Source organism: Longimicrobium sp., assembly GCA_036387335.1.
Lineage (GTDB): Bacteria > Gemmatimonadota > Gemmatimonadetes > Longimicrobiales > Longimicrobiaceae > Longimicrobium.
Genome location: DASVTZ010000241.1, coordinates 1 through 13,961, shown reverse-complemented (window position 1 = coordinate 13,961; position 13,961 = coordinate 1). Strand labels below are relative to the sequence as shown.

Here is a 13,961-nt window from a genome sequence, read left to right as displayed (position 1 = left end):
GATGACTGCAAGGAAGCTTCGCGCGCCCCACAAGCACGGACCATGCCGCACCTGCCGGGATCACCCGCGCCCGCGGCTCTCCTTGATCCCGCTGAGGATGAGGTGCTCCGCCTTCTGCCAGCCGTCCAGGCTGATTCGCTCCGCCTGCTCCAGGAGCTGGCGCAGGACGGCCATGGTGTCGTCGACCGTGCCGTCCTCGTGCGGCGGGAGGTGCCGGCGCAGGGTGGCTTCCACCAGCTCGCGGAGGATCTGGTACTCGCGGTGCAGCGCCGCGCGCGACCAGCCCAGCCGCGACCGCTGCCGTCCGTGACGGTCGAAGACGACGCGCTGGATGTCCGTGCCGTCGCGCAGCAGGGCGAGCTCGCCGCCGCCCTCGCCCAGCGCCAGCAGAGCCAGGCCGGCTTCCATCAGCGCGGTGGCCATGTGGTCCTCCAGGTGGGCGCGGTCCAGGTCGTGGGCCACGGAGAGGGCGGGATCCGCGCGCAGCCGGGCGCCCCACTCCTCCGCGACGTCGTCCGCGCGGCGCGCCAGCATGCGGCCGACCTCGGCGAGGCGCGGAACCGCGCGGGCGGTGGCGGGCGCGGCGCGGGGGCGCTCCTCTCCGGCTGCCGGCTCGGAGTCGGCGGGGAGCCAGAGGGTGAAGCAGGAGCCCTGGCCGGCGCGGCTCTGGAGCGTGACGTCGCCCCCCATCAGGCGCGCCAGGCGGCGGCTGATGGAGAGCCCCAGCCCCGTGCCGCCGCTCTCCCGCGTGTAGCCGCCGTCCACCTGGAAGAAGGGCTGGAAGATCTCCTCCTGGTGCTCCGGGGCGATCCCGATCCCGCTGTCCTCCACCTGCACGCTCAGCCATCTCGCGGCGCCGCGCGCCTGCACGCGTGGGTCCGGCTGGTCCGTGATGCCGCACGACACCCGCACGCCGCCGCCGCGCGGGGTGAACTTGATGGCGTTGGTGAGCAGGTTCGCCAGGATCTGCTGCACGCGCTCCGGGTCGCCCCAGTACGCCGCGTCCGTGTCCACCTCGTTGCGCACCGCGACGCCCGCGCGCGACGCCTGCGGCAGCACGAGCCCCAGGGCGCCGTCCAGCGCCTCGGCCAGCGCCGACCGCTCGCGCACCACGCGCAGCTGGCCGGACTCCACCTTGGCCAGGTCCAGGATCTCGTTGACCAGCGAGAGCAGGTGCTGGCTGCTCGCTTTGATCCGGTCCAGGTGGGCACGCTGGGCCTCGGTGAGCGGGCCCGCGATCCCCATCTCCAGCAGGTCGGTGTAGCCCATCACCGCGTTGATGGGGGTGCGCAGCTCGTGGCTCATGTTGGCCAGGAACTGCGACTTGGCGCGGTTCGCCTCCTCCGCGTCCGCGGTCGCCTGCTCGGCCTCGGCGGTGCGGGCGGTGAGCTCGGCGTTGGCCTGCTGCAGCTCCGCGACGGCGATCTCCAGCTCCGCCTGCGTCTCCTGGAGCTCGGCGGCCTGGGTCTGGAGCGCGCTGGTCTGCGTCTCCAGCTCGACCGCCTGGTCCTCGGCCCTGGCCTGCGCTTCCACGGCGTCGGCGAGGGCGCGGTCGCGTGCGGCCTCGGCCTCCTTGCGCACGATGAACTGGCCGATCTCGCTCCCCATCGCCTCCATGGTGCGGAGCATCGACTCGTCGGGGATCTCCGCGTCGCGCGCAAAGAACTCGATGACGCCCAGCGTGCGGCCGGCGCCGGTGATGGGGAAGGCGAACCCGGTCCGCAGCCCCGCCTCGGCGGCGAGGCGGGCGCGGGGAAAGTTGGGGTCGTCCGCGAGCTCCTGGATCCACACGGCTTCGCCACGCTCCCACACGCGGCCGGGGAGGCCTTCGCCCGGGCGCAGGGTGGCGGCGCGGCTGGCCTTCTCGAACCGCTCGCCGTCCACCGCGGGCCCGCGCCAGCCGGCCACGAAGCAGAGCACCCCCGCCTCCACGCGCCAGAGGACGCCGAGGTCCCAGCGCAGCATCTCGCCCATGGTGCGCAGGATGCCGGGCGCGGCCTCCTCCACCGCCGCCGCGCCGGCCAGCACGCGGGTGACGGCGTGCTCCGTGAGCCTGCGCGCCTCCTCGCGCTTCCTGCGCGAGATGTCGTGGATGAAGCCGGCGAAGACGTGCCGTCCCTCGTGGACGTACTCCCCGAAGGCGATCTCGATGGCGACCTCGCGCCCGCTCCGGGTGAGCCCGGGAAGCTCCAGGCCGCTCCACGGGATGTTGCGCCTTCCCGTGGCCAGGTAGCGCTGCATCCCCTTGTTGTGCGCGTCGCGGAACCGCTCGGGCACCAGGATGGAGAGCGGCTCCCCCATCAGCTCCCCTTCCGCGTAGCCGAAGATCCGCTCCATGGCGGGGTTCACCGAGACGATGATCCCCGTGTCGTCCATCACGACGATGCCGTCCGGGTTGACCTCGGTGAGGGTGCGGAAGCGCGCCTCGCTCTCGCGGTGATCGGAGCGCAGCCGGTTCTCGATGTCCGCGACGGCGAGCGCGGCCAGGTCGCGCAGGATCTCCACCTCGCCGTCGGTCCAATCGCGCGCCGCGAAGTCCATCACGCACAGCGCGCCCAGCGTGTGCCCGGCCGCGGTGGTGAGCGGCACCGCGGCGTACGCGGCGACCTCGTTCTCGCGGCTCTCCCCCGTGCGGGTGTCGCCCAGCACGAGCGCCTCGCCCGTGACGGCGACGTGCTGGCAGAGCGAGTCGTCGAGCACCACCGCCCCGCCTTCATCGCCGAAGCTGGCGCGGGGGTGCTGCCCGTCCTCGGCTACGAGGTTCACCTGCGCGACGGGAACGTGCAGGGCATGAGCGGCCGCGCGCGCCAGCCGGTCGAATAGCTCCACCCGCTCCTCCACCAGCAGCCCGGTGGCGCGCAGCACGGCCAGCCGCTCCGGATCGCGGAGGCGGGCCGGGGAGCCGGGGGGCGTCGGAGGGGGCGGCGTTTGGGTCACGGGATTTCACCAGGCCAGCGCGAGGTCGGGCCGAAAACACCCATTCAAGCGCAAGGGCCGTGCGCGCGGAGAAGATCCTCGACCGCGCGTCACACAGAGACACAGAGACACAGAGGAAACCACAAGAGAAGAAGAGGCTCGAGGTTGTTCCTCCTGTCCTTTCCGTGCTCCGCGCCTCACACCATTCTGTGCATTCTGACCAGCTTGTCTCACGCAGAGGCGCAGAGACGCAGGGAGAGAACAACAAAGAACAGCCTCACACCGAGGAAACAGAAGGTACTGAAAGCCACAGAGTAAACCTTTTTGCGGTTCTCTCTGTGGCTCTGTGTCTCTGTGTGAGCCCTGCAGTTGTGCGGTTCTCACCTGCGTCTCTGCGCCTCTGCGTGAAACTGCCGTGCCGCACTTGCAGCCTACGCGACCTCCGCTAGGCGCGCGGTGAAGCCACGAACGGCGGCCAGGTAGGCGTCCATGTCGAAGTGCTCCGGGGCGATCATCCCCTGCACCGCGCACCCTTGCAGCCAGCTCACGGCGACCGCCGCCATCGCATCCGCGCTCACACCCCGGAAGGCGGCCGGCTCGGCGGCGAGAAGCTCCTCCATCATCACGCGAAAGGTCGCGCGGTACCGCTCCAGCTCGGCGCTGATGCGGGCGCGCACCTCGTCGTCCGTGGTGCCGCGCGCCCAGTACTCGAAGAAGAGCCGCGTGTGCTTCCGCTGCTCCAGCAGCCGCGCCAGCTCCCGCTGGAGGATGGCGTGCAGCCGGTCGAGCGCGCCGGTGATGCGGGCGACCTCGGGCGGCACGTGCAGCACCGTGGTGGTCGCGATGAGCCATTCCAGGAGCTCCAGCACCAGCCGCTCCTTGCGCTGGAAGTAGAACACGACCAGCGAATGGCTCAGCTTCGCCTCGGCGGCCACGGCGCGGATCGTCAGGCCGCCGATCCCCTCGCGCGACGCCACCTCGAAGCTCGCCTGCAGGATCTGCTCGCGACGCACGTCCTCGGATGCTCTCTCGCCCGGCATCTATCCCCTTTTCCTTCAAGCGGGTTCGGCTTGTTGACCAATCGTACAATATAGAGTAGCTTGCATTGACCATCCGGTCAACAAACCCCCATCCAAGAAGGCGCACCATGGCCGCACAGCGCACTTCCGGCCCCGCAGCGGCGCCGCGGGTGGAGGAGATCGACACGTACGCGCGCGACATCGTGGACACCGTCCGCGAGCCACTGCTGATGCTGGACACCGAGCTCCGGGTGCGCAGCGCCAACAGCGCGTTCTACAAGACGTTCGGCGTCACGTGCGAAGAAACCGAGAACCTGCCGATCTACGAGCTCGGCAACGGGCAGTGGGACATTCCCGCGCTCCGCGCCCTGCTGGAAGAGGTGATGAGCACCGGCTCCGTCTTCAACGACTTCGAGCTGGAGCACACCTTTCCCCTCATCGGGCAGCGGGTGATGGTGCTGAACGCCCGCAAGCTGCGCCCGGGGAGCCACGCCGACCGGCTGGTGCTCGCCATCGAAGACGTCACCGAGCGCCGCGCCACGCAGGCGAGCCTCCGGGCGATCGAGTCGTATGCGCAGGACATCGTCGACACGGTGCGCAAGCCGCTCCTGATCCTCGATCCGGGGCTGCGGGTGCGCAGCGGCAACCGCGCCTTCTACGACACCTTCGCCGTCTCCGCCGCGGAAACCGAGGGCCGGCTGATCTACGAGCTGGGCAACGGCCAGTGGAACGTCCCTGCGCTGCGCACCCTCCTGGAAGCGATCATCCCCCGCGGCTCCGTCTTCAACGACTTCGAGCTGGAGCACGACTTTCCCGCGATCGGGCGGCGCGTGATGCTGCTCAACGCGCGCAAGCTCAAGCCGGGCGACCACGACGAGCTCCTGGTGCTGGCCATCGAAGACGTCACCGAGCGGCGGCGCACCGAGCAGGAGGTGGTCAACGCACGCGAAGCCGCCGAGAGCGCCAACCGCACCAAGAGCCTCTTCCTGGCCAACATGAGCCACGAGCTGAGGACGCCGCTCAACGCCATCCTCGGCTACTCGGAGATGCTCCACGAGGAGGCCATGGAGCGCGGGCTGCTTGACTTCACGGCGGACCTGGACAAGATCGGCACGGCGGGCAAGCACCTCCTGGCCCTCATCAACGACATCCTGGACCTGTCCAAGATCGAGGCGGGCAAGATGGAGCTCTTCCTCGAGAGCTTCGACCTGGCCGAGCTGATCCACGAGATCACCTCCACCATGGGGCCGATCGTGCGGACAAACTCCAACACGCTGCGCGTGGAGCTGGCTCCCCGGCTGGGCGTGATGCACGCGGACCAGATGAAGGTGCGCCAGGCGCTCTCCAATCTCCTGTCCAACGCGGTCAAGTTCACGCACGGCGGCAGCGTGATCGTGTGCGCGCGGCGCGAGCGGATGGATGGGCGCGAGTGGGTGCTCTTTGAGGTCACCGACACGGGCGTGGGGATGAGCGCCGAGCAGATCGTGAAGCTCTTCCAGGACTTTACCCAGGCGGACGCCTCCACCACGCGCAGGTTCGGCGGCACGGGGCTGGGGCTGGCCCTCACGCGCCGCTTCTGCCAGATGATGGGAGGCGACGTCACCGTGCGCAGCGTGCCGGGCGAGGGGAGCACCTTCACCATCAAGCTCCCCGCCGTCATCCGCGCCGTGGACCCGGAGCCCGTCCCCGCCCTGGCCTCCAGCGAGTGGCGCGGCCGCGGCGACAAGCTCCCCAGCGGCGCGAGCTGCGTCCTGGTGATCGACGACGACCCCGTGCAGCGCGACCTGATGCAGCGCTTCCTGGGCCGGGAAGGATTCCGCGTCCTCGTGGCCGAAGGCGGCGAAGAGGGGCTCCGCCTCGCGCGGGAGATGCAGCCGGTCGCCATCACGCTGGACGTGATGATGCCCGGGATGGACGGCTGGGCCGTGCTCTCGGCGCTCAAGGCCGACCCGGCGGTGCGCAACATCCCCGTCGTGATGCTCACCATGGTGGACGATCCCAACCGGGGCTTCACGCTGGGCGCGGCCGCGTACGCCACCAAGCCGGTGAACCGCGGCCGCCTCTCGCGCCTCCTGCGCAAGTACTCCAGCGCCACGGAACAGGGCGGCGTGCTGCTGGTGGACCACGACGGCGCCGCGCGCGCGCTGCTGCGCGCCATGCTGGAGGCGGAAGGCTGGACGGTGCGAGAAGCGGAGAACGGAAGGGTGGCGCTGGAGCGGATGGAGGAGGAGTGCCCCCGGCTGATCCTGCTGGACCTGCTGATGCCCGAGATGGACGGCTTCGAGTTCCACGAGCAGGTGCGCCAGCACCCCGAATGGCGCTCCGTGCCGGTGGTGGTAGTGACGTCGCACGACCTCAGCCGCGAGGAGCGCCGGCGGCTGAACGGCTACGTGGAGACGATCGTCCAGAAGGCCGGCGACTCGCCCGACGCGCTCCTGCACCGGGTTTCCGCGCTGCTCGGCGGCTTCGGCGCCGAGCGCCCCCTGATCACCCGGACCGGAGGAGAGAGGCGCGCCCTTCCGGCGTGAGCCCTCTTCAGCGACGATATGCCCAAGATCCTGCTGGTGGAAGACAACGAGATGAACCGCGACATGCTCTCGCGGCGGCTGGAGCGCAGGGGCTACGAGGTGCTCTTTGCCGTGGACGGCGCCGCGGGGGTGGAGATGGTCCGCTCGCACGCGCCGGACCTGGTGCTGATGGACATGAGCCTCCCCGTGCTCGACGGGTGGGAGGCGAGCCGGCGATTGAAGGGCGACGCGGCCACCCGCCACATCCCGGTGATCGCCCTCACCGCGCACGCCATGTCCAGCGACCGGACCAAGGCGCTGGAGGCCGGCTGCGACGACTACGACACCAAGCCGATCGAGCTGCCGCGCCTGCTCGTCAAGATCGAGACGCTCCTGGCCGCGAGCGCCGGCGCGCCCTGACCCCATCCCCGTCCCCTCCCCAAGGATCATCATGGCGACGAATCTGTGCCCCCGGTGCGGCTGTGCCGGCGTGGCGGGCTGGTGTGAAGCGTGCCAGCGGCGGATCGCCCCCGCGCCGGAGTACCGCATCGAGAAGCGCTCCACGAGCCGCCATCCGCGCCGCTGGTTCGTCCGCCGCAGGCACCTGCACAAGACCGCCGCCCTGATGAGCCTCCTCCTCCCCGGCGCCGGCCAGGTGTACAAGGGCCGTGTCGTGATCGGCATCGCCTGGTTCCTCATCGTCGCCGGCTGCTACTGGATGGTGGGCCTCCCTGCCCTCCTCGTTCACCTCATGTGCGTGGTCATGGCCGGCTCCGCCGCCCGCGTCGTCCGCCTCCCCTTCCTCTACGACGGCGCCGGCTGGACGAAGTAGCGCAAGCTCCGTAAGGAACTGAAAGCCAGAGAGAAAACCTTTTGCGGTTCTCTCTGTGTCTCTGTGTCTCTGTGTGAGCCATGCAGTTTCCCCCCACCGCTCCGCGACGCACCCCGATGCACAGGGCGGCAGCGCCCATCGTTGCACGTCCAATCGAGGTGTTCCCTACAAGCCCAGGTGGATTTTCCCGCTATGGACGGGGGCGGGGCGGGCATAAGTTGGAGTCCATGGGAGCTTTCATGCTTTCCGAGGAAGGACCTCACTCCTTTCTCGCCCCATCCCCTGGAGGCCATCGTGTACGCCCCACGCATCTTACTGATCGAAGCGGACGAGGACACCCACCGCGCGCTGCGCACCCGCCTGGAGCAGCGGGGGTGCGAGGTCATCGCGGCGAAAAGCCAGGCGGAGGCGGTCCGAATGGCGGGAGAGACGGAGGCGGACCTCGTCGTCCAGGAACGCTCCGTGAGCCGCCCCTGGGAGAGGAGCGCCCTCGACGAGGTGATGGAGGCTGTCGAGCTGCTGGCGGGGCCTCTCCCCCGCAGCGGCGGGAGCACACCCCTGCTCGGCCGCCACAGGTTGCGGCCGCGTACCCACCGTGCGCCCGCCCTGCTTCCTTCGTGAACGGGTTCGGCGGGAGGATTACGATGATCTCGCGTGATTCCGGGCCTCAAGCTCTCTGGGCCGTGGCGCTGGCGAGCGCGGTGCTCGCGGCGGGAGTGAACTCGCTGCTCTTCGTGGCGACCGCGCGCTGGGCGTTCCCCCGGGAGCTGCTCCTTCCGCCCGCCGACGAGCCGATGACGGTGGGGGTGATCGCCGGGGCGTCCGCCGCCGCCGCGCTCGCGGGCGCGGCCACGTTCGCCGTGCTCCGCCGCGTGGCGCGCGACCCGGTCCGGCGCTTCCGCTCCGCCTCCCTGTGGGTACTCCTCCTGTCGTTCGTGGCTCCGCTGGCGATCCCCGCGGCGGACGCGCGGGCACAGGTAGTGCTTTATCTCGCGCACGTTTCGGTGGTGTTCGGCACCGTGTGGCTGGTGACGGCTCGGGCGAGCCGCGGCGGCCGGTGCGTGCCTTCCTGACCCCTGAGGTAGCCATGTCCGACAAGATCCGCGTCCTCCTGGTGGACGACCACACCGTCCTTCGAGCGGGACTCGAAGCGCTCCTCGGCCTCGAGCCCGACCTGGAGGTCGTCGGCAAGGCGAGCACCGGCGAGGAGGCGATCGAGCGGGTGCAAGCCGTGCGGCCCGACGTGGTGGTGATGGATCTGGGGATGCCGGGGATGGGAGGGCTGGAGGCGACCCGCCAGATCGCCGCCTCCGAGACCGGCGCGCGAGTCCTGGTGCTGACCTCGCACGCGGAAGAAGAGTATCTCCTTCCCGTGCTGGAGGCGGGCGGGAGCGGCTACGTGAAGAAGACCAGCGCGGACGAGGACCTGATCTCCGCGATCCGGATCGTCGCCAGGGGTGAGGTGTTCCTCTACCCCGCGGCCACCAAGCTCCTCCTCAACGGCTTCCGGAAGGCCGAGGCACGGGGCGACGCGAGCCCGCTGGAAGAGCTCTCCGACCGTGAGCGCGAGGTGCTGCAGCTGACGGCCGAAGGGTACAGCTCGGTCGAGACGGGAAAGCGGCTCTTTCTCTCCCCCAAGACCGTGGACACCTACCGCTCCCGGCTCATGCAGAAGCTCGGCCTCGGCCACCGCTCCGACCTGGTGAGGTTCGCGCTCGACAACGGGCTGCTGAAGCCCCATTCGCCCAGGTAAAACGCTCTCGGACAGCAGAGACGCGGGGGCACGGAGAAGATCATCTCCGTGCCCCCGCCTCGTGTGTCATCCCGATTTCTCACGAATTGGTGTGCATTGGAGGAAACGGTCTCACGCAAAGACGCGAAGGCGCAAAGAAAGTACTTCCGCGTCTTTCCTTGGCGTCTTCGCGCCTTTGCGTGACATTCTTGATCCTTTGAGAATGCACAGAACTTCTGTCGGGATGATATCAGTAGAAACGCATCACACCGAGATCCCGCGGGAACGGAAAGGCCACAGAGCACCCCTTCCGCTTTTCTCTCCGTTGCCTCTGTGGCTCTGTGTGAGGCCATCTGTTCACCGCGGTGTCGTGATCTTTCCCACACGAGTGTCGAACCGCGCCTGACGCGGGATCGGCTCGATGGCCGCAACTTCGGGGAGCACGCCATCGAAGATGCACGAGGCTCGCACCCGCCGAGCCATCGTGTGGCCTGGAAGCCGAGACGAACCGATGATCTCCAACATCCTTCCCGCGACGAACGCCGCCACGCCGTCCATACGCGTACGGCCCGGGCGGCTTCTCCTGCGCCTTCCGCTGTTCTACAAGATCCTGGTGGCGGAGGTGTTCGTGGTGCTGGTCGCGTCCGGGGTAAGCGCGCGGCTGGCGGTCCACCTCTTCGGCGCCGCCGCTTCGGGGGCCGTGTATCCGCTCCTCGCGCTGAGCATGGTGGTGTCGCTGGCCACCATCGTCCCGGTGCAGGCGGCGGTTCTCCGGCTGGCGCTGGCCCCGGTGGACGAGCTGGAGTACGCGGCCGAGCGGGCGGAGAGGGGCGAGCCGGGTGCGCGGGCCTCCCTGTCGCCGCTCGCCGACCCGCGCCTGGAGCGGCTCACGCGCGTGTTCAACCGCCTGCTGGAGAGGATGGAGGCGGACCGGCGCCGGCTTCGCGAGATCGCCGAGCGCGCCTTCCGCGCGCAGGAAGCGGAGCGTACCCGCCTCGCCAGGGAGCTGCAGGAGGAGACCGCGCAGACGCTCTCGGCCGTCCTGATCGGCCTGCGCATCGTGCGGCAGACGGCGGACGACGCGCGCCGCGCCGATGCCATCGACGGGTTGCGCCGCGACGTCGCGGCGGTGACGGAGCGGGTCCGCCAGTTCGCGAGCGGCCTGTACACGCCGACGCTCGCGGACCTGGGTGTGGTGGCGGCGCTGGAGGGATATGCGCGTGCCCTCTCGGAGAGCTCGGGGGCACGGATCGGGATCGAAGCCGAGGACGTCAGGGGCGTCCTCGCTCCCGCGGGCGAGCTGGCGCTTTACCGGATCGTACAGGAGGCCCTCTGCAACGCGGCGCACCACTCCGGCGCGTCACGCATCCGCGTGCGTGTGACCCGCGGGGAGGAATGCATCGAAACGACGGTGGAGGACGACGGCAGGGGCTTCAGCGTGGCGCGCACGGAGTCGGAGAAGCTGTGCCTGGGGCTTTTCGGGATGCGCGAGCGCGCGGGCTACGCCGGCGGGTCGCTGCGGATCGAGAGCAAGCCCGGGGAAGGAACCCGCGTCATCGTCCGCATCCCCGCCGCTGAGCGGCCGATGCTCGCCGAATGCGTTTCAAGGGTCGCCCGGAGAGCCTCATGATCGCGCGCGTGGAGCCACACCGCGAAGATGGCGCGTTCGCGGTGCGCGAGCGCGTGCGATGGAGCGACGTGGACGCGGCGGGCATCGTCTGCTACGGCTCGTTCCTGCGCTTCTTCGAGCTCGCCGAGTCGGAGATGTTCCGGGCCGCGGGGCTTCCATCCACGTGGCTGGAGCGTGCGGGGGTATGGCTCGTCCGCCGCCGCGTGGAGTGCGACTTCCTGCGCCCCGCTCGCCTGGACGACGAGCTGGAGGCGCGGGTCGCGGTCGAAGCGATGGGCCGCACCTCCCTGTCCCTGGATTTCGAGATCCGTGAAGCCGCCGCGGACGAGGTATCCGTCCGCAGCCGCTACACGCTCGTGGCGGTGGACCGCGGAACTCTGCGCGCCGTGTCACTGCCCGACGTGGTGCGCGCGGCGCTGCGGCCGTTCCGGCGGATTCCAGCCTCTACGGCGAGGACCCGCCCTCTCCACCCTGAGCGCGTGTGACGCACGCCATCCGGAGGTCCTGTGTACACGCTGGTTCGCCGCTTCATCAAGACGGGCATCGGGTTTCTCGCCGCGGGCATCGCCCTGGGGATGGTGATGCTCGTGCGGCGGGAGCTGTTCGGCATCTGGCCGAACCCGTACCTCGTATCCGCCCACGCGCACGCGGTACTCGTGGGGTTCATGCTGTTCCTGATCCTCGGTGTGGGGCTCTGGCTCTTCCCGCGCGCCGAGCGCGGAGACACGCGCTACCGCCCGGAGCGGATCGAGGCGGCGTACTGGATCCTGCTGGCCTCCACGGGCGCCCGCTTCCTCGCCGAGGCGCTGCGGAGCGGAGGGTCCGCCCGGTGGCTCGCCTGGGCGGTCGTCATCGGCGGGGCGGGTCAGGCGGCCGGGTTGTTCATCTACTTCTGGACGATGTGGACGCGCATCCGGCCTGTCGGAAGCCATCTACGCGAGGCGAAGGGCGAGCGGTTCTGAGCCCGTCTCAACAGAAGTTCCATGCAACCTCAACGATCAGGATGTCACGCAAAGGCGCGAAGACGCAAACGAAAGACACGGGAACACTTTCTTTGCGCCTTTGCGCCTTCGCGTGAGACCCTTTCCTCTGATGCACTCGTAAGGAGCTACCAACATGGATCAGTACGTACGCCGGTTCATCTGCGCGAGCCTGGTGTGGCTGGCCGCGCGCGACGGGACCCCGCTCGACGAGCTGCTGCGCGCGCTGGAGGGCGCGGAACGATGAAAGTCCTTTCCATGGAGGCGGCGCGGGTCCGCGAGGACCGCCCCGCCACGGCCATCGCGCACGACGAGGCGAACGCGCGCGTCGTCGTATTCCACCTCAGCCCCGGGCAGCGCGTTCCGCCGCATCACAACCGTTCCACCGTCATCGTCACGGTGCTGGAGGGGGCGGGCACCTTCCACGGCGCCGATGGCGAAGCGGTGCTCCGCGCCGGCCAGTCCGCGGTGTACGCGCCCGGCGAGGAGCACGCGATCACCGCCGGCGGCGAGCCGCTCCGCTTTCAGGCGGTCATCGCGCCACGGCCGCGGTGAAGTCAAGGGATGTACTACACGGGAGATGATCGAAACCCGACATACACCGCGACGACCTCCTTCTACCATTCACCCGTCCCATTCGTCGTTACATCAACAGACACCAGCGAGCTTCCCTGATGCCCAATCTCTACAGACTCCCGTTGCTCGGAATGATCGTCCTCGCCGCCGCGTGCGGCGGCGACAAGCCGGCCGAGACCACCAGCGACACGCCGCAGGGCTCCAGCGCCACCGCCCCCGTCACCACCGGCGCGCCGAACACCGCTGCCACCACCGCGCCGGCGCAGGGCACGGTGCACACGGTGCGGATGACCACGACGCAGGGCGGCGCGTCGGGCACCTTCGAGCCGGCCAGCATCACGGTCAAAAGGGGCGACGTGATCCACTTCGTGAGCGAGGGGAACGCGGCCCACAACGTGTCGTTCCCGGCCGACCAGAACGCGGGCAAGCCGAACCTCCCCGCCCCCAGCCAGTTCCTGGCCGACGGGCAGAGCTACGACCTGCAGATCACGATGGACCCCGGCTCGTACAGCTACCAGTGCGACCCGCACGCGGCGATGGGGATGAAGGGCGCCATCACGGTGCAGTAGCCTTCTTCGCCTCCCGAAGCACGGGGGAGCCACCGAAGCAGTGGCTCCCCCGTTTGCAATTCGTCACGCCCGCCCTACACGGGAAGCGAGAAAAACGCCCTCCCGGATCAAACAACACCCGACATTCGCGCATGGCCGGAGCTCGCATATTCCAGGTGCGGATCACCACCGCGGGCCGCGGATGCGACCTGCTTCCCATCCAAGGAGTCCTGCAATGAGCACTCGAATCGAAGAGCCGCGCGTCTCCCCACGGAAGTTCCCGGTCGTGCCCCGCTGGGTCGCGGGCGGCGTGGCCGTCCTGACGCTCGCCGGGGCGGCGACGGCCGGCTTCGCGGCATACGGTGAGGACGTGGCGCCCAGGGGTGCCTTCAGCTCCACCATCCCGGTGCGGAAGGCAGAGCCGGTCCGCGGCGAGGAGCGCGCGCTGCTGACCGCCCCGCCCATGGTGCCCGCCCCCATCGACCGGAACTACGCCACCAACGTGATCGTGGACCTCGAAGTGGTGGAGAAGACGATGCGCATCGCGGACGGCGTGGACTACACCTTCTGGACGTTCGGAGGCTCGGTGCCGGGGAGTTTCATCCGCGTGCGCGAGGGCGACCAGGTGGAGTTCCGCCTCAAGAACCACCCCGGCAGCAAGGTGGCCCACAACATCGACCTGCACGCGGTGACCGGCCCCGGCGGCGGCGCGGAGGCCAGCATCGTACTCCCCGGCCACGAGAGCACCTTCAAGTTCTCCGCGGCCAACCCGGGGCTCTACGTCTATCACTGCGCTTTCGCGCCGGCGTCGCTGCACGTGGCCAACGGGATGTACGGGCTGATCCTGGTGGAGCCCAGGGAGGGGATGCCCAGCGTGAACCGCGAGTTCTACGTGATGCAGGGCGACTTCTACACCAAGGGCGCACACGGCGAGAAGGGGCACCAGGCCTTCGACCAGCAGAAGGCGATCGACGAGCGGCCGGACTACGTGGTCTTCAACGGCGCGGTGGGCTCGCTGACGGGCGACAACGCGCTCAAGGTGAAGACGGGTGAGACGGTGCGGCTGTTCGTGGGCAACGGCGGTCCGAACCTGACCTCCTCCTTCCACGTGATCGGCGAGGTGTTCGACAACGTGTACTCGGAGGGCGGCACGCTGGCCCAGCACAACGTGCAGACCACCACCATCCCCGCGGGCGGCAGCGCCATCGTCGAGTTCCGCGC

General features: G+C 69.5%; 14 protein-coding genes. 12 read left to right on the top strand and 2 right to left on the bottom strand.

The genetic code is table 11. The features are described 5' to 3' along the window. Positions 1-60: 60 nt before the first annotated feature. Positions 61-2,937: an ATP-binding protein gene (locus tag VF647_24660; GenBank protein HEX8455293.1), complete on the bottom strand. Its 2,877-nt coding sequence runs from the start codon at positions 2,935-2,937 to the stop codon at positions 61-63. 410 nt (positions 2,938-3,347) lie between these two features. Continuing rightward, positions 3,348-3,956, bottom strand: coding sequence for a TetR family transcriptional regulator C-terminal domain-containing protein (locus tag VF647_24655; GenBank protein ID HEX8455292.1), 609 nt, complete (start codon positions 3,954-3,956; stop codon positions 3,348-3,350). A 107-nt stretch (positions 3,957-4,063) separates the two neighbouring features. Between VF647_24655 and VF647_24650 the strand changes: the two genes are divergently transcribed. The 12 genes from VF647_24650 to nirK all read left to right on the top strand — a co-directional run. Then, positions 4,064-6,463 carry a response regulator gene (locus VF647_24650; GenBank protein ID HEX8455291.1) on the top strand — a complete coding sequence of 800 codons (2,400 nt, stop codon included), beginning with the start codon at positions 4,064-4,066 and terminating at the stop codon, positions 6,461-6,463. An 18-nt stretch (positions 6,464-6,481) separates the two neighbouring features. Next, the gene (locus VF647_24645) at positions 6,482-6,862 is read left to right on the top strand and encodes a response regulator (protein HEX8455290.1); all 381 of its coding nucleotides are present in this window, start codon (positions 6,482-6,484) and stop codon (positions 6,860-6,862) included. Positions 6,863-6,932: 70 nt separating this feature from the next. Then, a complete protein-coding gene (locus VF647_24640) occupies positions 6,933-7,274 on the top strand; it encodes a hypothetical protein (protein HEX8455289.1) in 342 nt (113 codons plus the stop codon). 294 nt (positions 7,275-7,568) lie between these two features. Beyond that, on the top strand, positions 7,569-7,895 hold the full coding sequence (locus tag VF647_24635) for a hypothetical protein (GenBank protein HEX8455288.1): 327 nt from the start codon (positions 7,569-7,571) through the stop codon (positions 7,893-7,895). Between the two features lie 23 nt (positions 7,896-7,918). Continuing rightward, positions 7,919-8,347 (top strand): DUF6069 family protein, encoded by a 429-nt coding sequence (locus VF647_24630; GenBank protein HEX8455287.1) that lies wholly within the window; start codon positions 7,919-7,921, stop codon positions 8,345-8,347. Positions 8,348-8,361: 14 nt separating this feature from the next. Then, positions 8,362-9,027 carry a response regulator transcription factor gene (locus tag VF647_24625; protein HEX8455286.1) on the top strand — a complete coding sequence of 222 codons (666 nt, stop codon included), beginning with the start codon at positions 8,362-8,364 and terminating at the stop codon, positions 9,025-9,027. A gap of 490 nt (positions 9,028-9,517) precedes the next feature. Next, positions 9,518-10,636 (top strand): sensor histidine kinase, encoded by a 1,119-nt coding sequence (locus VF647_24620; GenBank protein ID HEX8455285.1) that lies wholly within the window; start codon positions 9,518-9,520, stop codon positions 10,634-10,636. Then, the gene (locus VF647_24615) at positions 10,633-11,121 is read left to right on the top strand and encodes a thioesterase family protein (GenBank protein HEX8455284.1); all 489 of its coding nucleotides are present in this window, start codon (positions 10,633-10,635) and stop codon (positions 11,119-11,121) included. Before VF647_24620 ends, VF647_24615 begins: the two co-directional genes overlap by 4 nt. 21 nt (positions 11,122-11,142) lie before the next feature. Then, on the top strand, positions 11,143-11,598 hold the full coding sequence (locus tag VF647_24610; protein ID HEX8455283.1) for a hypothetical protein: 456 nt from the start codon (positions 11,143-11,145) through the stop codon (positions 11,596-11,598). 261 nt (positions 11,599-11,859) lie between these two features. Next, positions 11,860-12,171 carry a cupin domain-containing protein gene (locus tag VF647_24605; GenBank protein HEX8455282.1) on the top strand — a complete coding sequence of 104 codons (312 nt, stop codon included), beginning with the start codon at positions 11,860-11,862 and terminating at the stop codon, positions 12,169-12,171. A 119-nt stretch (positions 12,172-12,290) separates the two neighbouring features. Then, positions 12,291-12,761, top strand: coding sequence for a plastocyanin/azurin family copper-binding protein (locus VF647_24600; protein ID HEX8455281.1), 471 nt, complete (start codon positions 12,291-12,293; stop codon positions 12,759-12,761). Between the two features lie 214 nt (positions 12,762-12,975). Then, a partial coding sequence (gene nirK / locus VF647_24595; protein HEX8455280.1) for a copper-containing nitrite reductase occupies positions 12,976-13,961 on the top strand: 986 nt, incomplete at its 3' end.